Genomic DNA, 19,635 nt, shown 5'->3' on the forward strand with positions numbered 1-19,635 from the left:
AAAAGGTGAGTCATATTGGAACAAAATCAAACTGTAACTTTAAACATCTTATTAACAAGCGATATACATGGCACTGTTTATCCTATTCACTACCAAGATAACTCCCCAGCAGAACTTGGTTTAGCTAAAATTTCTACTCTTATAAAAAAAGAACGTTCCCAAAATACAAACGTTCTTTTAATTGATAATGGCGACTTTATTCAAGGAACGCCATTTACTTATCATTACGTTACATACGAAAAAAACAAAAAAAATCCAATGTCCTTATTAGCGAATTACTTACAGTATGACGCTGCAATTATCGGCAATCATGAATTTAATTACGGGATGAATATATTAAATAATGCTGTGACTACTGCGAACTTCCCGTACCTATCAGCAAATATTTTAGATAAAAACATAAAAAAACCCTATTTCGGAAAACCTTATATAATCAAACAGATTGAATCCAATATAAAAATTGCTATTTTAGGGGTAACAACACATTACATCCCAAATTGGGAACAGGCCCATCACATTAAAGATTTACTATTTGAAGATGCATTAAAGACTACAAAAAAATGGGTTTCTTATATTCACGAACATGAGAAACCAGATTTATTAGTCGTAGCCTATCACGGTGGATTCGAAAGAGATTTACAAACTGGGGAACCGACTGAAGTGTTAACAGGTGAAAACCAAGGATATGCAATGTGCCATGAAATTGAAGGCATAGATCTTTTACTAACAGGTCATCAACACAGAGAAATTTCTCACACAATAGCTAACGGTGTAACAATTTTACAGCCCGGATGCAATGGACACTCAGTCGGAAAAGTAAAAGTAACATTCGAAAAAACGAAACATAAATGGGTGAAAAAAGAGAGCTCTTCTGAATTATTATCTGTACAAGGAATTGAAGCGGACCAAGATGTACTTTCATTGGTAGCCGATTACGAAGAGAAAACACAAAAGTGGCTTGATCAACCTATTGGAATCATTCAGGGGGACATGCAAATTTCAGATGCTATGCAAACTCGTTTGCACGATCATCCTTTTATCGAATTCATAAATAAAATACAGATGGATATAGCTAAGGTATCAATTTCTTGTACAAGTTTGTTCCATAATACATCTCCAGGTTTCCCGGAACATGTAACAATGCGTGACATCGTTTCTAATTATATTTATCCAAACACATTAAAAGTAATTAGAATAACTGGAGCTGATATAAAAGCCGCTCTTGAACTCTCTGCTTCTTATTTCACATTAAAAACAGATGGATCCATCATCGTAAGTCCTACCTACATAGAACCAAAACCACAACATTATAATTATGATATGTGGGAAGGGATTTCATATGTATTAAACATTTCAAAACCAATTGGTGAAAGAGTAGAATCTTTACAGCATAACAGTGCTCCTCTTAATATGAATGAAGAATATGAAGTTGTAATGAATAATTATCGTGCAAGTGGCGGGGGAAATTTCTTTATGTTTCAAAACAAACCGGTAGTAAAAGATATACCCACAGATATGTCTGAACTTATCGCTAATTATATATTGGAACATAAAACGATAGAAGCAACAGTTAATAACAACTGGAAAGTTATTAAATAACGATTTTTTACAAATAAAAAAAGATGGGCTTCGCCCATCTTTTAATTTAATTTTGCATTATCTTGCTTTTTTAAAGCTTTTAATTTCGTCGGTGTAACATCTGTACCTTCTTCATTAACAACTTTAATTCCTTTAAGTTCGTTTAACATATTTTGACGAAATCCTTTTAAATATTGTTCACGTAGCGATTGACGCTCACGTTGCTCTTCTTCAGTTAAACCTTCAGCTTTTGCTTTTTTCGCTAAGAAGTTAATGCGTTCAACGAGTTCGTGATTAATCATCTCGAATCCCCCTTCTAATCAAAACTGATTATTATCATACAATAGTTACTCTTCTTTATCAAGCAATTGCTTCGTATACTCTACATATCTACGATGTACAGTCGCCTTTGAAACATTATGACCAAATCCACGTAATGTTGCTGCAATTTCTTCAAACGTGAGTTCACTTTTTCGCAAACGTACAATTTCCTCAATTGGCACTTCTTTTTTCTCTCTTCCTACACTTAAATGACGATTTTTCAAATTATTTTCTGGACGATAACCTTTTTCTACTGCACGTTGCATACCTCGTTTAATTTTCAAATTATGAATCTTTCTTTGATATTCTTCAACAATACCAATAATATCTAATACCATCGAATCAGAATCCGACAATTGTAATTTACCATTATGTGTATGCGTATATACTTTTATACCTTCTTTATGTAAACAATGCATTAATGCGATCTTCGCATTTCCTCTACCAAGGCGCGTTTCATCTTGTATAAGTAACACATCAATTTGTTCGTCTCGAATTGCATCCAACACCTCTAATATACCGTCACGTTCAATTGTATATCCACTAGCCTGCTCTTCAATCACCTTAGTAACATTCATTTGATAGCGCTCAGCTAAATGCAATAATTCATCTTTTTGACGTAATAATGATGTTTCTTGCGCTTCTTTCGTTGTACTCACACGTGCATAAATAATTGCATTCATTTTGAACCCCTCTTTCTCACTATTATTTCCCTATAGTGTAACATAAATCCGCCATTTGTTCGAACTTATGTTTGTAGAATGTTTTTTCACATGTTATACTTATTAATAAGAAAAATGAAAGAAAACGAGGTGTTAGAAAACATGGAAAAGTTAACGAAACGCCAGCAAGACATTCTCGACTTTATTAAGCTAAAAGTACAAGAAAAAGGATATCCACCTTCCGTACGTGAAATTGGTCAAGCAGTCGGCCTCGCTTCTAGTTCTACAGTGCACGGACATTTATCACGATTAGAAGAAAAAGGATACATTCGACGCGATCCAACAAAACCACGTGCCATTGAAATTTTAGGTGAAGACCGAATGGATACGGAAACACAATCTGTTATTCAAGTTCCAATTGTCGGAAAAGTTACTGCCGGTTTACCAATTACAGCGGTTGAAAGCGTAGAGGAACATTTCCCACTTCCAGCTAGTATTGTTGCTGGAGCAGACCAAGTGTTCATGTTACGTATTTCTGGAGATAGTATGATTGAAGCTGGTATTTTCGATGGAGATTTAGTTGTTGTTCGCCAACAACAGTCTGCATATAATGGTGAAATTGTAGTCGCTTTAACAGAAGATAACGAAGCAACTGTTAAACGTTTCTATAAAGAAAAAGACCATTTCCGTCTACAACCAGAAAACTCTTCATTAGAACCTATCATTTTAAAACAAGTGTCAGTTATCGGGAAAGTAATTGGCGTATATCGTGATTTACATTAAAAGTAATAAAAAGAAGATAATTACCTTATTAATATACGGTAATTATCTTCTTTTTTTTGTATTTTGATAGATTTCCATACATTCTATTTCTTATTAACGAGTTTCAATCGTCACATCTCCCGCAGCCGTTTTACCGCTAATCTTTTTACTACCATTTCCAATTGTTACGTTATTATTTTCTTCATTAAAAATTGTTACATCTCCGGCAGCACTTTGCCCAGTAATTACCGCATCTTGTGGTTTTTCCGATAAAGTAATATCTATATCTCCCGCAGTTGAACTTGCTTCTAGATTATACTTGGAATCATGATCTTGAATATTTATTTCCCCACTTGTTGTTTTTGCGGTCACTTTCCCTAATACCTTCTTAAAGTTCACCTCACCAGCTTTTGTCGATCCCTCCACATTCTTAGCCGTTACTTGTTTCAACTCTACTTCTCCAGCAAGTGTTCTAACACTTACGCTATCACTTTTCACATCACTCATTTCGATTTGTCCAGCAGATGAATTTACTTTTACATCTTGATAAGAGCGTTCGGGCACAAGGAGAGTCAATTTAGACGTTTGAAACCTAAAATCATAAAAAGAAAAATCAAATGAAGCACCTTTTTCTCTTTCCCCAATAATTTTTAATGTGTCACCATCTTCTGCAATACGAATCTCTTGTTTACGTACATCTCCTGATTGCTTTACATAAAAAGAAGAATCAGGAGATTTTTGGATAACAATATCTCCGGCATCTAACTTAACTTCTATATTTTTTAATGTTTCGTTTTTAATTACATCTTCTTTATCGCCTTTTTCAGCAGTTTGTACTGCTTTTTCATATGTTTGGGAAATTCCTATTACTCCAATAATGATACAAGCGATAGCGATTAAAAATAGTTTTTTCATCATTTACTCTCCTTTTATCATTTTGAAGTTCCATATTACATATCGTACACACAATCTCTTAAACCACTTTGTACTATAAAAAGCGATAATACATAACAATAAACCTACTCCAACAAACGTTATACTAACGAAAAGATCCAACCATATAAAAGTACCCATAAATACTTTTCCAATAACGAAAAATGGTGTTACTACACTAGCAATACCACCAATCCAAAAAGAAAATATAAAAGCAATAATTGCGACTAACGGGCCTAACACAATAATAAAATTAAACAAACTAAGTCCAATCGCTGCCATAACAGCTCTTGTCACATTTGAAGTCGATGGATTTTTTTTCATTTCATCGAAGCGATACATCGCAAGTAACTCTTTTGCGATTACTTTCGGAGAACCAAGGCCCTGAATTATTTCTGATTCAGTTTTCCCCTCTTCTAGTCCAAACTGAAAGTGCTCTTCATAATCCAATAAAATATCTTGCCTCTCTTCCTCTGGTAACTTTCTAAGATAACTTGATAATTCTTTAAGAAACCCTTCTTTACTCATCCCATTCCACCCCTTCAATAATTTCTTGTACCCCTTTCGCAAAATCACGCCATTCTGTTACTAACAAATGAAATTGCGTCTCCCCTTGCTCTGTTAATTGATAATATTTACGAGGTGGCCCTTCTGTAGATTCCTTTAAATACGTTTGAAAATACCCTTCTTTCGTCAAACGACGTAACAAAGGATATACTGACCCTTCCGATATTAAAAATTTATTAGAAATTTGCTGAACAAGTTCATAACCGTAACTATCTTTACGTTTTACAAGTGCTAATACACAAAGTTCAAGCACACCTTTTTTAAACTGAACGTTCAAGTGTTATCCTCCTTTCCTATCTTAGTACTGTTCAATACACGGTACCTGTTTTATCCATAATATACCACTTAGTATTATTTATTGCAAGGTACTAAGCTATATTTATTCCCTAAATTTAGAAAATGAACTAACGAAATTCTGAATAAGACTGTGTTATAACTGAGCATCATTACGTTAATATCATTGAGTAATAATCTGATTCACAAGCCACAAACTTATAGCCTTGCAGATGAGGACATAAAAATCATTGCTCGCGTTGTACAAGGCAGTAAAGAATTATTAAGTTTTAGCACAAGTGATTAAAAAAGATAAGATCAATTCTTTTGAAAAGATTTTCTTAGTAACATGATTCAAAATAACCAAAAACAATCCATTATCTAGTAGTTAACATATCCAATAACTTCACTAAAAAAGCCCTGATACCGTAGTATCAAGGCTTTTTCATTTCACAAATTATATAAAACTTACATTTATCTGATAATGTTTTTCTATGATATCACTACTTGTTATTAATTATTGGCTTTTATGTGGCTGTTTTTCATTTTGCAACCATATAAAATTGTAATAATAGGGAATTAAAAAACCCTTGATACGAGTTGTATCAAGGGTTCAAGCCTCTTAGTAAAGAGACATATATTGATCGCGTTCCCATTGGTGAACTTGTGTTCTAAAGATATCCCACTCAATCTCTTTCGCTTCGATGAAGTGCTCAAGTAAGTGTTCTCCTAGTGCACCGCATACTACTTCATTAGATTGTAATGTAACTAACGCTTGCGCTAATGTTGCTGGTAAGTCAACGATACCTGCTTCTTCGCGCTCTTCTTTTGTCATTACATAGATGTTACGGTCTACTGCAGCTGGTGGAGTTAATTTGTTTTTAATTCCATCAAGACCTGCAGCTAATAATGTAGCCATTACTAAATATGGGTTTGCAGCTGGGTCAACACTACGTACTTCTACGCGTGTACTAATACCACGAGATGCAGGGATACGTACTAACGGGCTACGGTTTTGTGCAGACCATGCTACGTAACAAGGCGCTTCATATCCAGGTACTAGACGTTTATATGAGTTTACAGTTGGATTTGCTATCGCTGTAAATGCTGGTGCATGTTTTAAAATACCTGCGATGAAGTGACGAGCATCATCACTTAGTTGTAAGTCACCGTTTGCATCAAAGAATACGTTCTCACCATTTTTAAATAATGATAAGTTACAGTGCATACCTGAACCGTTCACACCGTATAGTGGTTTCGGCATAAATGTTGCGTGTAAACCATGTTTACGAGCAATTGTTTTTACAACAAGTTTGAATGTTTGAATGTCATCACATGAGCGAATTGCATTTGCATATTTAAAGTCAATTTCATGCTGCCCTGGAGCAACCTCATGGTGAGATGCTTCAATTTCAAATCCCATTTCTTCAAGTTCAAGAACGATATCACGACGACAGTTTTCCCCTAGATCCATCGGCGCAAGGTCGAAGTATCCACCGTTATCGTTTAATTCTAATGTTGGATTTCCTTTTTCATCAACCTTAAATAGGAAGAATTCTGGCTCTGGTCCAAGATTGAAGTCTGAAAATCCTAAAGCTTCCATTTCTTTTAACACACGTTTTAAGTTGTTACGTGGGTCTCCATCAAATGGAGTGCCATCTGCATTGTAAATATCACAGATTAGTCGAGCTACTTTACCTTTTTCAGCTGTCCAAGGGAAAATTACCCAAGTGTCTAAATCAGGATATAAATACATATCAGATTCTTCAATACGTACGAAACCTTCAATCGAAGATCCATCAAACATCATTTTGTTATCAAGAGCTTTCGTTAATTGTCTCACTGGAATCTCTACGTTTTTAATTACCCCTAAAAGGTCCGTAAATTGTAAACGGATATACTTTACATTCTCTTCTTTCGCCAAACGGAAAATATCTTCTTTTGTGTATCTAGACATTATAAATTCCTCCTTAGTCCCTCTAATCGCCTTCAGAATCAGTTATCTTTAGTGAAAAAATCTTGAAATGTCACCTTGTCGCAATGAAGTTCGATTGAATCTACCTGTATGTTGTAGTTCATCTCGAAGTATTTTGCGAAGCTCAGTTTTTGAAATTTCTTTCGTTTCTTCTTTTACTTTCACTGCTTCTGTTTGATTTTCTTTCATTAGTAACACTTGCTTAATACCAGCCATATTCAAGCCTTGATCTAACAAATCTTTAATCTCTAACAACTTATCTACATCGTTAAATGAAAATAATCTACGATTCCCCTTTGTACGGGTTGGAGAAACAAGATTATGCTCTTCATAGTAGCGAATTTGACGTGCAGACAATTGTGTTAAATCCATAACAATACCAATTGGAAACAGCGGGGCAGAACGTCTATCTTCTTTCATTTTTCAGTTCCTCCTTCGCCTTAACTGCTTCTCATTTTATAACATGTTATGTTTAGTGTCAATAGATGTTAGCTTTTCTTACATGATTTTTTATAAATTTTTTCATTCTTTTTTCTAATCGCATAAATCGTTACTTTTATACGAAAAAAGCTGCCGATATCGACAGCTCCCCTTTAAGAAATTGTTAATAAATTCTTTTCAATCAATTCATCAATCGCAGAACAAATCGCAATTTTAACATGCGAATACGTTAATCCACCTTGCACATATGCAACATACGGTGGTCTAATCGGACCATCAGCAGACAATTCAATACTTGCACCTTGAATAAATGTTCCCGCCGCCATAATTACATCATCTTCATAACCTGGCATATAGTTTGCATACGGAGTAAAATGCGAATTAATTGGAGATGCATATTGAATCGCTTGACAGAAGGCAACCATACGGTCTTTATCATCAAATTGAACAGATTGAATTAAGTCTGTTCTTGGTGCATTCCACGCTGGTGACGTGTTCATTCCTAACTTTTCTAAAAACGCAGCTGTAAAAATTGCACCTTTCAGCGCTTGTCCTGCAACATGTGGCGCTAAGAAGAACCCTTGATACATTTCTTGCAGACTGTATAAAGACGCTCCAGCTTCCGCACCAATTCCCGGAGATGTTAAACGATATGCACACGCTTCAACATACTGTTCTTTACCGACAATGTAACCACCAGTTTTTACAATTCCCCCGCCTGGGTTTTTAATAAGCGAACCCGCCATTAAATCTGCACCAACATGACACGGCTCTTGCTCTTCAATAAACTCCCCATAACAATTATCTACAAACACAACAACATCAGGTTTAATTTCTTTAACAAACGCGATCATCTCTTTAATTTGAGAAATAGTAAACGATGGACGAGTAGCATAACCTTTCGAGCGCTGAATACCGATCATTTTCGTATTACTATGAATCGCTGCTGCAACAGCTTCAAAATCAACAAGCCCACCTTCAGTTAGCGGAACTGCATTGTAACCAATATTATATTCTTTAAATGAACCTACACCTTTCCCACGCACACCAACGATTTCCTCTAACGTATCATACGGTTTCCCAGTAATGTACAATAACTCATCTCCTGGACGTAAAATACCGAATAACGCTGTAGAAATAGCGTGAGTACCTGAAATAATTTGCGGACGAACAAGTCCAGCTTCCGCCCCAAATACATCAGCATACACTTTTTCTAACGTATCACGGCCAATATCATCATAACCATAACCTGTCGTCGGGATAAAATGCGAGTCACTAATTTTATGTTTACGAAAACTTTCTAATACACGAAACTGATTACTTTCAATTACTTCATCCGCACGTTTATGTACTTCTGTAATCTGATTCTCTACTTCTTTTACGATTGGAGCAATTTTTTCTCCATTTTTCAAACGATCAAACATTTTTATTTTCTCCTTCTTCCACTAAAAATCTCTTTAATTGCACATTAAGCGATGAATGCGTAAAAATATACCCTGCACAATCATATACAAATTTATCTTCCAGAAACTCCATCTTTGCTAATAGCGTTTCCGTCTTTAAAAGCGTTAATAACTTACCTTCACTCGGAGGGATTTCTACTCGATAACGATCCATTTCTTTCTTCATTTTCATTTCTATCGCTTCTTTTATACGCAATAAATCACTTTCTTCAAAAGCACTAGTCATTAAGAAATCACTTTTCGGAAACGGAATAAAGTTTTGATGTAATTCATCTTTTTTATTATATAACGTAATAATAGGAATATGATTAATTTCAAGTTCTGATAATAATCGTTTTACTGTTTTTTCATGCCCTATGTAGTTAGGATCCGCAGAATCAACTACATGTAAAATAACATCTGCTTCCCCCGCTTCTTCCAGTGTTGAACGAAAAGCAGCAATTAATGAAGTGGGTAAATCTTGTATAAAACCAACAGTATCAGTTAGTAATACTGTATAACCAGAAGGTAAGAGCATCTTCCTCGTCGTTGGGTCTAGTGTTGCAAACAGAAGGTTTTCTTCAAACGTATTAGCTTCCGTTAATCTATTAAACAGTGTCGATTTCCCTGCATTTGTATAGCCTATTAATGAAATTTGAAATACTTTATTGTCTTTTCTTCTCTCACGATATCTTTTTCGGTGTTCCACAACAACTGCAAGTTGTTTCTTTATTTCATCAATACGCGATCGAATATGACGACGATCCGTCTCAAGTTTCGTCTCACCCGGTCCTCTCGTTCCAATACCACCACCAAGACGTGATAAGGACAACCCTTGCCCCATAAGACGTGGCATTGTATATTGCAACTGAGCTAATTCTACTTGAAGCTTACCTTCCCTCGACTTCGCACGTTGCGCAAAAATATCTAGTATTAGTTGCGTTCGATCAATTACTCTCGCATCTAATACTGAGGATAAATTCCGAATTTGACTCGGCGTTAATTCATTATTAAATATAATAACATCCGGCTCTAATTCTTCAGTTAGCATTGTAAGCTCTTCTAATTTCCCTTTACCTATGTAAGTTGCCGGATGAAACTTTGGTCGTTTTTGCGTTGTTGAAACTAACACTTCCGCTCTCGCAGTCTTAGCTAGTGATGCAAGCTCTTTCATGGAATGCATAAATTTTTCATCATCATCTTGCGGCAATTGACAGCCTACTAATATGACTTTTTCTTTTTCTTCCATCAAATATGTTCACTCATCCTTTTCGAAATTTAAACCTTCTAATATAATAGCAGAGGAAGCACATTTCATCTAGTTAGCGGGGGAGAAAATTCATGGCATGGGAGATTTTTAGCATCATAGGCACAATCGCTTTCGCACTAAGCGGAGCCATTGTTGCAATGGAAGAGGATTATGATATTTTCGGGGTGTATATTTTAGGAATGGCAACCGCATTTGGGGGAGGTGCCCTTCGTAATTTATTAATCGGTTATCCGATTGTCGCGTTTTGGCAACAAGACATGTTATTCCAAATCGCACTTTTATCAATGACTATTATTTTTCTTTTTCCAAATAAGTTAATTAGACATTGGAAAAAGTGGGAAAATATCACTGACGCTATCGGCTTATCAGCATTTGCTGTACAAGGAGCATTATATGCTCAAAAATTAAATTTACCAATTAGCGCCACAATCGTGGCAGCTGTTTTAACTGGTATCGGCGGCGGTATCATTCGCGACCTTTTAGCCCGCAGAAAACCTCTCGTTCTTCGAGCTGAAGTATATGCCTTTTGGACAATTTTAGCAGGTTTCTTAATTGGCGCTCAAATTATTGTTAGCGATTGGGCCCTTTACATTTTATTCATTTTAATTGTTTGCTTCCGCATGGTTTCTATTCATTACAAATGGCATTTACCGCACAGACGTATCGAAACGAAAGAACGTTCAATGCATAAATAGCAATCTAACCTCTTTACATATCGTAAAGAGGTTTTTCTTTTCTAACGATTTTTTCTTTATATAATGTTTATACTAATTTTTAAAGTGAGGTGAATACAAATGACAAACCACGTTAATAAAGGAGCTCAAAAAAGTTCAGTAAACCAATTTGGACACGACCCTAATTCAGCACACGAAAAGAGCGCTAAAATGGAACGCTTCCATAAAGCGCACCAAGAAAAAGCAAAAAAAGAGTAAACGAACTTATACACAAAAATAGACGCACAGTTTATGTACTGTGCGTCTCCTCTTCGAGCATCAAATCCATACTCGATATTCCAATTAAATCATTTTTATCATACGTATCTTCTTGCAACAACCGCATCGCCTGTGTACGAATTGATTTTTCAACAATATTCCGTACATACCGCCCATTACTAAACGATGTAATTTGCGACGAATACTTCACCGCATGTAAATGATCCCTAAATTTCCATTCAGCTTCTTTTGATAACTGATATTCACGATCTTCATACATTCTCTTTCCAATTTCCAATAGCTGATTTACCGAGTAATCCGCAAATTCAATAATAAATGGAAAACGAGATTGCAGCCCTGGATTTAATGAAAGAAAGTGATTCATCTCTCTTGAATATCCAGCTAAAATCAATACAAAACCATGTTGTTTATCTTCCATATGTTTTACAAGCGTATCAATTGCTTCTTTTCCAAAGTCCTTCTCTCCTCCTCGAGCTAAAGAATACGCCTCATCAATAAACAAAATACCTCCCATTGCTTTTTTTATTAAGTCTCTTGTTTTTTGAGCTGTATGGCCGATGTACTCTCCTACAAGATCAGCACGTTCAGCTTCAACCAAGTGGCCTTTCGATAGAATATTCATCTCAAACAGCAATTTTCCTATCATTCTAGCAACAGTCGTCTTCCCTGTACCCGGATTCCCTTTAAACAGCATATGAAGCACTTGCTTCTCAGACTTCAATCCCTTCTCTTGTCTTTTTTTATTCACATAAATCCAAGCATATATTTCTTTTATTATCTTTTTTATATCATCCATCCCAACAAGCTTCCCCATCTCTTCTTCAATTCTCTGCAGCATTTCATGTTTAATTGTAGTTTCATTTGAAATTACCGTTTTATTTTCTGCGGCTGGCAAAGAAATTTTCTTTCGATGGTTTAACACAATATTAATTTGATTGTTGTTTTTCTTTCGCATCGATTGTTCCATACAATCACCTCATTTTATCCCGCTATTTGCGAGCAGTAAGACTCCCACCTCGACATTCAGCAAACGTTTGGTATTTAAGCGGGAGATAACCGCCCGTAAATGCCCGATTGGTTCAACTAATAATCGCAGAGGATGAACAAAATCCCCACTGATTATAGTTTCACTTTATCCACTCACCAAATATTATTATTCCTGTCCCCCTTGTAAATGCCTATTTTCAGAAAAGTTTGCTATAATATAAGAAATAATTAAGGTGGTGGGACTATGGAGACAACGGAATTCCATGATACAATACAAGCCTTTTCTATTTTTTTATTGAATAAAGGCCGAAAACCCTCAACTATTAAACGTTATGTTTATGACGTTGAAGACTTCGGACATTGGTTAGAAAAAAACAAAAAGCTCCCTTCCAGTAATATATGGGCTACACTTTGTACAAAAGACTACGAAGATTACTTTTCCGATTTAAAAACGAATCGACATTACTCAGAAAAAACGATGCATCGTGTATTTACTGTATTAAATAGAATGCATCACTTTCTAAACATTCCCAATCCATTGAAGAATATGGAAATATCTATTCAACCAGACCGTACACTTCGTAACGAAGATTTCATTTCACCTGATGAAGAAAAAAGATTAAAGTATATAGTCACTTCATTAGAAGGACTTTCAGAAAAACAACTTCCTGTGCGCCCTTTATTAATGGATCGCAATATTGCTATTTTAAATCTATTGATCGACTACGGTTTATCCTTACAGGAACTTACAGCATTAACAATGCATCACGTTCACTTTGAAACTAACACATTGTCAATCCCAGCAACCGCAGGTGTAGAAAGAACAATTACATTAGCAAAAGAAGACAAAAAACAACTATATAATTATTACAAAAGTATCCCAGAACCAGTTCGTCCTAAGTATCATAGTGATGATTCATTGTTTGTCGCATTTGATTTTAACCGCGGAACATACAGGTGGGTATATGAAAATGATGCACCAAAGGCATTAACGGAAATTGCTATACAAAAAATGATTCGCCTCGAAGTGGCTAGAGCCAATTTACGTAAAGGAATTTCAGGACAACATTTTCGTAACACCTATATTTTAAACTTAATAAAAAAAGAAACTCCTGAATCAGAAATTATAAAACTCGCTGGATTCAAATCAAAAATTTCATTAAAGCGATATTATCAATACGCAGAAAATAGAAAAAACGCCTTATTATAAGGCGTTTTTTCTATTTTTTCTTTAAACAAACGATTTTACTATGACCATTTAACTAATTTCTGCATCTACTATGATGAGTTTCGTTCACATTTTCGTGAGAAAGGAGAGATTTAATGTCTCGTTATAACGACAATCAAAACAAATTCTCCAAACCATGCTTTCCAAGTAGCGCTGGACGAATCCCAAATACTCCATCAATCCCAATTACTAAAGCTCAACTTAGAACATTTCGCGCGATTATTATTGATTTAACAAAAATAATCCCAACACTTTTTGCAAATCCATCTCCCCAAAATATTGAAGATCTAATCGATACATTGAACCTACTAAGTAAATTTATTTGTTCACTAGACGCTACTTCCTCCCTGAAAGCACAAGGGTTAGCTATTATTAAAAACTTAATAACTATATTAAGAAATCCAACCTTTGTAGCAAGCGCTGTATTTATTGAGCTTCAAAATCTCATTAACTATTTACTATACATTACAAAATTATTCCGAATTGACCCTTGCACACTTCAAGAGCTTCTTAAATTAATAGCAGCATTACAAACTGCTCTAGTTAATTCTGCTTCGTTCATTCAAGGACCTACCGGACCTACTGGACCAGCAGGCGCTACTGGTGCTACCGGACCTCAAGGTAACACGGGCGCTACTGGCGCTACCGGTGCCACTGGACCTCGAGGTAACACGGGCGCTACTGGCGCTACCGGACCTCAAGGTAACACGGGCGCTACTGGCGCTACCGGTGCCACTGGACCTCGAGGTAACACGGGCGCTACTGGCGCTACCGGACCTCAAGGTAACACGGGCGCTACTGGCGCTACCGGTGCCACTGGACCTCGAGGTAACACGGGCGCTACTGGCGCTACCGGACCTCAAGGTAACACGGGCGCTACTGGCGCTACCGGTGCCACTGGACCTCGAGGTAACACGGGCGCTACTGGCGCTACCGGACCTCAAGGTAACACGGGCGCTACTGGCGCTACCGGTGCCACTGGACCTCGAGGTAACACGGGCGCTACTGGCGCTACCGGACCTCAAGGTAACACGGGCGCTACTGGCGCTACCGGTGCCACTGGACCTCGAGGTAACACGGGCGCTACTGGCGCTACCGGACCTCAAGGTAACACGGGCGCTACTGGCGCTACCGGTGCCACTGGACCTCGAGGTAACACGGGCGCTACTGGCGCTACCGGACCTCAAGGTAACACGGGCGCTACTGGCGCTACCGGTGCCACTGGACCTCGAGGTAACACGGGCGCTACTGGCGCTACCGGACCTCAAGGTAACACGGGCGCTACTGGCGCTACCGGTGCCACTGGACCTCGAGGTAACACGGGCGCTACTGGCGCTACCGGACCTCAAGGTAACACGGGCGCTACTGGCGCTACCGGTGCCACTGGACCTCGAGGTAACACGGGCGCTACTGGCGCTACCGGACCTCAAGGTAACACGGGCGCTACTGGCGCTACCGGTGCCACTGGACCTCGAGGTAACACGGGCGCTACTGGCGCTACCGGACCTCAAGGTAACACGGGCGCTACTGGCGCTACTGGCGCTACCGGTGCCACTGGACCTCGAGGTAACACGGGCGCTACTGGCGCTACCGGACCTCAAGGTAACACGGGTGCTACTGGCGCTACCGGACCTCAAGGTAACACGGGTGCTACTGGCGCTACCGGTGCTACTGGTGCTACTGGACCTCGAGGTAACACGGGCGCTACTGGCGCTACCGGACCTCAAGGTAACACGGGCGCTACCGGTGCCACTGGACCTCAAGGTAACACGGGCGCTACCGGTGCCACTGGACCTCAAGGTAACACAGGTGCTACTGGTGCCACTGGACCTCAAGGTGCTCAAGGTAACACGGGTGCTACTGGCGCTACCGGTGCCACTGGACCTCAAGGTGCTCAAGGTAACACAGGTGCTACCGGCGCTACTGGTACTACTGGACCTCAAGGTGTTCAAGGTAACACAGGTGCTACCGGTGCCACTGGCGCTACTGGTATAGGAGTTACCGGACCTACCGGACCTTCTGGCGGGCCTCCTGGACCTACTGGACCTCAAGGTAACACAGGTGCTACCGGCGCTACTGGACCTCAGGGTGTTCAAGGTAACACAGGTGCTACTGGACCTCAAGGTGTTCAAGGTAACACAGGTGCTACTGGTGCCACTGGACCTCAAGGTGCTCAAGGTAACACAGGTGCTACTGGTGCCACTGGACCTCAAGGCGTTCAAGGTAACACAGGTGCTACTGGTGCTACCGGCGCTACTGGACCTCAAGGTGTTCAAGGTAACACAGGTGCTACTGGTGCCACTGGACCTCAAGGTGCTCAAGGTAACACAGGTGCTACTGGTGCCACTGGACCTCAAGGCGTTCAAGGTAACACAGGTGCTACTGGTGCTACCGGCGCTACTGGACCTCAAGGCGTTCAAGGTAACACAGGTGCTACTGGTGCCACTGGACCTCAAGGTGCTCAAGGTAACACGGGTGCCACTGGACCTCAAGGCGTTCAAGGTAACACAGGTGCTACTGGTGCTACCGGCGCTACTGGACCTCAAGGTGCTCAAGGTAACACGGGTGCCACTGGACCTCAAGGTGTTCAAGGTAACACAGGTGCTACCGGTGCCACTGGACCTCAAGGTGTTCAAGGTAACACGGGTGCTACTGGACCTCAAGGTGTTCAAGGTAACACAGGTGCTACTGGTGCTACCGGCGCTACTGGACCTCAAGGCGTTCAAGGTAACACGGGTGCTACTGGACCTCAAGGTGTTCAAGGTAACACAGGTGCTACCGGTGCTACTGGACCTCAGGGTGCTCAAGGTAACACAGGTGCTACTGGACCTCAAGGTGTTCAAGGTAACACAGGTGCTACCGGTGCTACTGGACCTCAGGGTGTTCAAGGTAACACGGGCGCTACTGGACCTCAAGGTGTTCAAGGTAACACAGGTGCTACTGGTGCTACCGGCGCTACTGGTATAGGAGTTACTGGACCTACTGGACCTTCTGGTGGACCTACCGGACCTACTGGGCCAACTGGACCTAGCTTCCCTATAGCAACAATTGTTGTAACAAACAATATTCAGCAAACAGTACTGCAATTTAATAACTTTATTTTTAGTACTGCAATTAACGTAAACAATATTATCTTCAACGGCACAGATACAGTTACTGTTATTAACGGTGGTATTTATGTAATTAGCGTATCCATTTCTACAACTGCGCCAGGATGCGCTCCACTCGGAGTAGGAATTTCAATTAATGGAGCAGTCGCAACTGATAATTTCTCTTCAAATTTAATAGGCGACTCACTTTCATTTACTACAATCGAAACATTAGCAGCTGGTGCAAGAATTTCTGTTCAATCTACTCTTAATGAGATTACGATCCCTGCGACAGGAAATACTAACATCCGCCTTACTGTATTTAGAATCGCTTAAATTTCATCATATATTGTTTATGACAAATAAAAAAAGAGCGAGGAAACTCGCTCTTTTTTTGTTATGTACAATAATTCATTACTATTCTAATTCAATTGAAACATTTTTTTGTGGTACAAATGTAGAAATTGCATGTTTATAAATAAGCTGTTGCTTACCTTCTGTTTCCAGCAGGACTGTAAAATTATCAAATCCTTTAATTAGTCCACGAAGCTGGAAACCATTTAATAAGTACAGCGTAACAAACGTATTTTCTTTACGGAGTTGATTTAAAAACTGATCTTGAATATTGATTGATTGCTTCATGTCGAATCCTCCTCTTTTTCTCTACTTACTATTATTCGACTTTACTTGTAACTTTCCTTCTATGTATCGTAAAATTTCTGACGTTTTTTCACCGTCTGTAACATCAAACCACGTGACATCCATTTTATTACGGAACCACGTTAATTGACGCTTTGCATAACGACGCGAATTCGTCTTTAATTGTGATACCGCATCTTCTAAAGGGGCTCGATTCTCAAAATAATCATAGATTTCTTTATATCCAATCGCTTGAATAGATTGACAATCTCGTATCCCTCTATTATACAGACCTTCTACTTCCTCTAATAGGCCTTGTTCCATCATCAAATCCACTCGTAAGTTAATGCGATCGTATAGCATTTCTCGATCCATTGTCAAGCCAATTAATGAAACATCATAGAGTAACTCTTTTTCTTGTTTCTCAATTTGGTCACTCATTTTTTCACCCGTCGTGTGGAAAATTTCTAACGCCCGAATAACACGTCGTACATTATTTGCATGAATACGCTCCGCACTTTCCGGATCTACTTCTTGCAATTTTTTATGTACATATTCCACACCGCGTTCTAAAGCTAACTTTTCCATTTGCTCTCGGTATATCACATCACCAGCATCATCTGTAAACTGATAATCGAATAAAACAGATTGTATATAAAGACCGGTCCCACCAACTATAATTGGTAATTTACCACGTTCTGTAATTTCTCGAATATGTTTGCGAACACGTTCTTGAAATTCCGCGACAGAAAATGAATCTTCCGGATTTTTTATATCGACCATATAATGTGGAATTCCGTCCATCTCTGCTTGTGTTACCTTTGCAGTTCCAATATCCATCGTTCGATAGATTTGCATGGAATCACCACTAATAATTTCACCGTTCAACGCTTTGGCAAGATCGATACTTAACTTCGTCTTTCCAACAGCTGTTGGTCCAATGATGACAGCAACTTTTTCACGTTGCACTTCTCCCATAGCATTCAACTCTCTTTATGTAATATACTCCATCTATTGATTATACCCAATCTTACCAATTTTAACGGCATGATTGCAAGTTCTTTCATTTCGGTACATGAAATTACATATAAAAAAGAACATAGTTTGTCCAATTCTGCATATACATGATAAAAATAGTTTCGAGAGGATGAGTTAACTATGAAACAATCCACCATCAATTTTTCATCTTTGACAAAAGACCTCATTTTAGCTACTTCTACAAAAGAACAAAATTGTTCACAAGAGGAATTATACTTCGCCCTAAATTGTTTACTACGGGCTTTTCATTCTACTCTCCATGAAACAACATCACATCCAGAAAATAAAAATACAGAATATATACAAACACAATTTTGCAGTGCATATAAAATTATTACAGGTAAAACTATTTATCCCTTTCAATAATCCATAAAAAGCGGCTGCTTACATAATTTCAAGCAACCGCTTTTTATATTAATATCGATAACCTATTGTATAACTTTCACTTTTACAGATTTGCGCCCCCAGCTATTAGCACTACCATCTGAACCGACTAATACATCAATACGATTTCCTTTAATCGCACCACCAGTGTCTCCAGCAATCGCTTCTCCATATCCTTCTACCCATACTTTTGATCCAAGCGGAATTACTTTCGGATCAACAGCAATTACTTTCATATTTGGATTTGCTGTTAAATCATGCCCCATTGCAGTTAATACACGACCACCATACGAACCATTCTCACTCGGATCTGCTGTATATGCCGTCGCTTCTACTGTAATTTCACGACCACCAGTAGGCGCAATTGTTTCAGTAGATTTCGCAACTGGTTTTGCAGCCGGCTTTTCTTTTACCACAGGTTTACTTGATTCTACATTCTTAATAGAATCGTTACTCTTAACAGACTCTTTATTCTTAACTGCTGTATTATTTTTAACCGGCGCTTCTTCTTGAGCTACAACTTCTTTCTTTTCAATTACAGGTGCCGTTCCTGTTAAAAATGGCACGTGAACATATCCGACTTTTCCATTGTAGTCGAATTGTAACCATTCATTTTGAACTTGATTCGTCGTTTCAATCACATCATCTTTATTAAGTTTACCTAAAATTTCAGAATCAGTATTCGCTCCAGCACGAACATTTAATACGCCCGCCGTTACATAATATGTGCTCTTTGTAAAATCAGCACTTACAAACGCTTCCTTACCGTTTAACTTAATTTTTGTCCATCCATTTTCTGTATTTATAACATCTAGTGTATTCCCACTTAACACTTTACCTACAAGCTTTGACTCTACATTTGGGTTTTCTCTAACATTTAATACGTCTGTTGTTACAATTGTTTCCGCTTTAGCAGAACCCGCAAAAATCCCAAGACCAAAAACTGCTGCTGTTGCTATACTTAATAATTTTTTCATGAATAGCCTCCATTTGCTTTGTTTTCGTATTTTCATTATAGCAACAGATTTTTAGAATTTTTAGAAATCACACAATTACAAAGCATTCGTAATATACAATTAACGAGTTGTAACAT

General features: G+C 38.4%; 20 protein-coding genes. 7 read left to right on the top strand and 13 right to left on the bottom strand.

Annotation, left to right across the window (positions count from 1 at the left end):
- The first annotated feature begins 15 nt into the window (after nt 1-15).
- Nucleotides 16-1,599, top strand: a complete 1,584-nt coding sequence (locus ACUXVC_RS18605) for a bifunctional metallophosphatase/5'-nucleotidase (RefSeq protein WP_095690359.1) — start codon at nt 16-18, stop codon at nt 1,597-1,599.
- 41 nt (nt 1,600-1,640) lie between these two features.
- On the opposite strand, the gene ACUXVC_RS18610 is transcribed toward ACUXVC_RS18605, so the two are convergent.
- The gene (locus ACUXVC_RS18610) at nt 1,641-1,880 is read right to left on the bottom strand and encodes a DUF896 domain-containing protein (RefSeq protein WP_000607015.1); all 240 of its coding nucleotides are present in this window, start codon (nt 1,878-1,880) and stop codon (nt 1,641-1,643) included.
- A 45-nt stretch (nt 1,881-1,925) separates the two neighbouring features.
- Entirely contained in the window at nt 1,926-2,582 is a 657-nt protein-coding gene (locus tag ACUXVC_RS18615) for a YneB family resolvase-like protein (protein WP_095690358.1), read from the bottom strand.
- A 141-nt stretch (nt 2,583-2,723) separates the two neighbouring features.
- Here ACUXVC_RS18615 and lexA point away from each other — a divergent pair, with 141 nt between their 5' ends.
- Nucleotides 2,724-3,344, top strand: a complete 621-nt coding sequence (lexA, locus tag ACUXVC_RS18620) for a transcriptional repressor LexA (protein ID WP_000413738.1) — start codon at nt 2,724-2,726, stop codon at nt 3,342-3,344.
- Between the two features lie 93 nt (nt 3,345-3,437).
- On the opposite strand, the gene ACUXVC_RS18625 is transcribed toward lexA, so the two are convergent.
- The 7 genes from ACUXVC_RS18625 to hflX all read right to left on the bottom strand — a co-directional run bounded on the left by ACUXVC_RS18625 (nt 3,438) and on the right by hflX (nt 10,203).
- Entirely contained in the window at nt 3,438-4,241 is an 804-nt protein-coding gene (locus ACUXVC_RS18625; RefSeq protein WP_001986547.1) for a DUF4097 family beta strand repeat-containing protein, read from the bottom strand.
- A complete protein-coding gene (locus ACUXVC_RS18630) occupies nt 4,242-4,784 on the bottom strand; it encodes a DUF1700 domain-containing protein (RefSeq protein ID WP_000031383.1) in 543 nt (180 codons plus the stop codon). It lies immediately after the preceding gene.
- Nucleotides 4,777-5,100 carry a PadR family transcriptional regulator gene (locus ACUXVC_RS18635; RefSeq protein WP_001102628.1) on the bottom strand — a complete coding sequence of 108 codons (324 nt, stop codon included), beginning with the start codon at nt 5,098-5,100 and terminating at the stop codon, nt 4,777-4,779. Before ACUXVC_RS18635 ends, ACUXVC_RS18630 begins: the two co-directional genes overlap by 8 nt.
- A gap of 618 nt (nt 5,101-5,718) precedes the next feature.
- On the bottom strand, nt 5,719-7,053 hold the full coding sequence (glnA, locus tag ACUXVC_RS18640) for a type I glutamate--ammonia ligase (protein WP_000092763.1): 1,335 nt from the start codon (nt 7,051-7,053) through the stop codon (nt 5,719-5,721).
- 48 nt (nt 7,054-7,101) lie between these two features.
- A complete protein-coding gene (gene glnR / locus ACUXVC_RS18645; RefSeq protein WP_000656783.1) occupies nt 7,102-7,491 on the bottom strand; it encodes a transcriptional repressor GlnR in 390 nt (129 codons plus the stop codon).
- Nucleotides 7,492-7,664: 173 nt separating this feature from the next.
- Entirely contained in the window at nt 7,665-8,936 is a 1,272-nt protein-coding gene (locus ACUXVC_RS18650; protein ID WP_000460282.1) for a methionine gamma-lyase family protein, read from the bottom strand.
- Nucleotides 8,929-10,203 (bottom strand): GTPase HflX, encoded by a 1,275-nt coding sequence (hflX, locus tag ACUXVC_RS18655; protein ID WP_141240992.1) that lies wholly within the window; start codon nt 10,201-10,203, stop codon nt 8,929-8,931. The genes ACUXVC_RS18650 and hflX overlap by 8 nt, the downstream gene beginning before the upstream one ends.
- A gap of 92 nt (nt 10,204-10,295) precedes the next feature.
- Here hflX and ACUXVC_RS18660 point away from each other — a divergent pair, with 92 nt between their 5' ends.
- Both ACUXVC_RS18660 and ACUXVC_RS18665 read left to right on the top strand, forming a co-directional pair.
- The gene (locus ACUXVC_RS18660) at nt 10,296-10,919 is read left to right on the top strand and encodes a trimeric intracellular cation channel family protein (protein ID WP_000312267.1); all 624 of its coding nucleotides are present in this window, start codon (nt 10,296-10,298) and stop codon (nt 10,917-10,919) included.
- Nucleotides 10,920-11,018: 99 nt separating this feature from the next.
- Nucleotides 11,019-11,156: a hypothetical protein gene (locus tag ACUXVC_RS18665; protein ID WP_000181505.1), complete on the top strand. Its 138-nt coding sequence runs from the start codon at nt 11,019-11,021 to the stop codon at nt 11,154-11,156.
- Between the two features lie 31 nt (nt 11,157-11,187).
- Here the strand turns inward: ACUXVC_RS18665 and spoVK are convergent, their stop codons facing one another.
- On the bottom strand, nt 11,188-12,144 hold the full coding sequence (gene spoVK, locus ACUXVC_RS18670) for a stage V sporulation protein K (protein ID WP_000438177.1): 957 nt from the start codon (nt 12,142-12,144) through the stop codon (nt 11,188-11,190).
- Between the two features lie 264 nt (nt 12,145-12,408).
- Between spoVK and ACUXVC_RS18675 the strand changes: the two genes are divergently transcribed.
- Both ACUXVC_RS18675 and ACUXVC_RS18680 read left to right on the top strand, forming a co-directional pair.
- A complete protein-coding gene (locus ACUXVC_RS18675) occupies nt 12,409-13,374 on the top strand; it encodes a tyrosine-type recombinase/integrase (protein WP_000450330.1) in 966 nt (321 codons plus the stop codon).
- A 113-nt stretch (nt 13,375-13,487) separates the two neighbouring features.
- A complete protein-coding gene (locus ACUXVC_RS18680) occupies nt 13,488-16,817 on the top strand; it encodes a Gly-Xaa-Xaa repeat protein (RefSeq protein WP_446025815.1) in 3,330 nt (1,109 codons plus the stop codon).
- Between the two features lie 81 nt (nt 16,818-16,898).
- Here ACUXVC_RS18680 and hfq read toward each other — a convergent pair whose 3' ends face one another.
- The gene (hfq, locus tag ACUXVC_RS18685) at nt 16,899-17,123 is read right to left on the bottom strand and encodes an RNA chaperone Hfq (RefSeq protein ID WP_000813896.1); all 225 of its coding nucleotides are present in this window, start codon (nt 17,121-17,123) and stop codon (nt 16,899-16,901) included.
- Between the two features lie 21 nt (nt 17,124-17,144).
- The gene (gene miaA / locus ACUXVC_RS18690) at nt 17,145-18,098 is read right to left on the bottom strand and encodes a tRNA (adenosine(37)-N6)-dimethylallyltransferase MiaA (RefSeq protein WP_000504953.1); all 954 of its coding nucleotides are present in this window, start codon (nt 18,096-18,098) and stop codon (nt 17,145-17,147) included.
- 180 nt (nt 18,099-18,278) lie between these two features.
- Between miaA and ACUXVC_RS18695 the strand changes: the two genes are divergently transcribed.
- Entirely contained in the window at nt 18,279-18,524 is a 246-nt protein-coding gene (locus ACUXVC_RS18695) for a hypothetical protein (protein ID WP_000814431.1), read from the top strand.
- A 62-nt stretch (nt 18,525-18,586) separates the two neighbouring features.
- On the opposite strand, the gene entD is transcribed toward ACUXVC_RS18695, so the two are convergent.
- On the bottom strand, nt 18,587-19,519 hold the full coding sequence (entD, locus tag ACUXVC_RS18700; RefSeq protein WP_144465475.1) for a cell wall-binding protein EntD: 933 nt from the start codon (nt 19,517-19,519) through the stop codon (nt 18,587-18,589).
- Nucleotides 19,520-19,635: the final 116 nt, after the last annotated feature.

It is taken from the genome of Bacillus sp. N6 (assembly GCF_052805735.1).

Bases quoted from the DNA above. Each gene is read 5' to 3' on its own strand.
- hflX (WP_141240992.1), bottom strand. From the start codon at position 10,203: ATGGAAGAAAAAGAAAAAGTCATATTAGTAGGCTGTCAATTGCCGCAA.
- lexA (WP_000413738.1), top strand. From the start codon at position 2,724: ATGGAAAAGTTAACGAAACGCCAGCAAGACATTCTCGACTTTATTAAG.
- glnA (WP_000092763.1), bottom strand. From the start codon at position 7,053: ATGTCTAGATACACAAAAGAAGATATTTTCCGTTTGGCGAAAGAAGAG.
- ACUXVC_RS18675 (WP_000450330.1), top strand. From the start codon at position 12,409: ATGGAGACAACGGAATTCCATGATACAATACAAGCCTTTTCTATTTTT.
- ACUXVC_RS18650 (WP_000460282.1), bottom strand. From the start codon at position 8,936: ATGTTTGATCGTTTGAAAAATGGAGAAAAAATTGCTCCAATCGTAAAA.
- ACUXVC_RS18610 (WP_000607015.1), bottom strand. From the start codon at position 1,880: ATGATTAATCACGAACTCGTTGAACGCATTAACTTCTTAGCGAAAAAA.
- ACUXVC_RS18665 (WP_000181505.1), top strand. From the start codon at position 11,019: ATGACAAACCACGTTAATAAAGGAGCTCAAAAAAGTTCAGTAAACCAA.
- entD (WP_144465475.1), bottom strand. From the start codon at position 19,519: ATGAAAAAATTATTAAGTATAGCAACAGCAGCAGTTTTTGGTCTTGGG.
- ACUXVC_RS18630 (WP_000031383.1), bottom strand. From the start codon at position 4,784: ATGAGTAAAGAAGGGTTTCTTAAAGAATTATCAAGTTATCTTAGAAAG.
- hfq (WP_000813896.1), bottom strand. From the start codon at position 17,123: ATGAAGCAATCAATCAATATTCAAGATCAGTTTTTAAATCAACTCCGT.
- ACUXVC_RS18695 (WP_000814431.1), top strand. From the start codon at position 18,279: ATGAAACAATCCACCATCAATTTTTCATCTTTGACAAAAGACCTCATT.
- ACUXVC_RS18625 (WP_001986547.1), bottom strand. From the start codon at position 4,241: ATGATGAAAAAACTATTTTTAATCGCTATCGCTTGTATCATTATTGGA.
- miaA (WP_000504953.1), bottom strand. From the start codon at position 18,098: ATGGGAGAAGTGCAACGTGAAAAAGTTGCTGTCATCATTGGACCAACA.
- glnR (WP_000656783.1), bottom strand. From the start codon at position 7,491: ATGAAAGAAGATAGACGTTCTGCCCCGCTGTTTCCAATTGGTATTGTT.
- ACUXVC_RS18660 (WP_000312267.1), top strand. From the start codon at position 10,296: ATGGCATGGGAGATTTTTAGCATCATAGGCACAATCGCTTTCGCACTA.
- spoVK (WP_000438177.1), bottom strand. From the start codon at position 12,144: ATGGAACAATCGATGCGAAAGAAAAACAACAATCAAATTAATATTGTG.
- ACUXVC_RS18615 (WP_095690358.1), bottom strand. From the start codon at position 2,582: ATGAATGCAATTATTTATGCACGTGTGAGTACAACGAAAGAAGCGCAA.
- ACUXVC_RS18680 (WP_446025815.1), top strand. From the start codon at position 13,488: ATGTCTCGTTATAACGACAATCAAAACAAATTCTCCAAACCATGCTTT.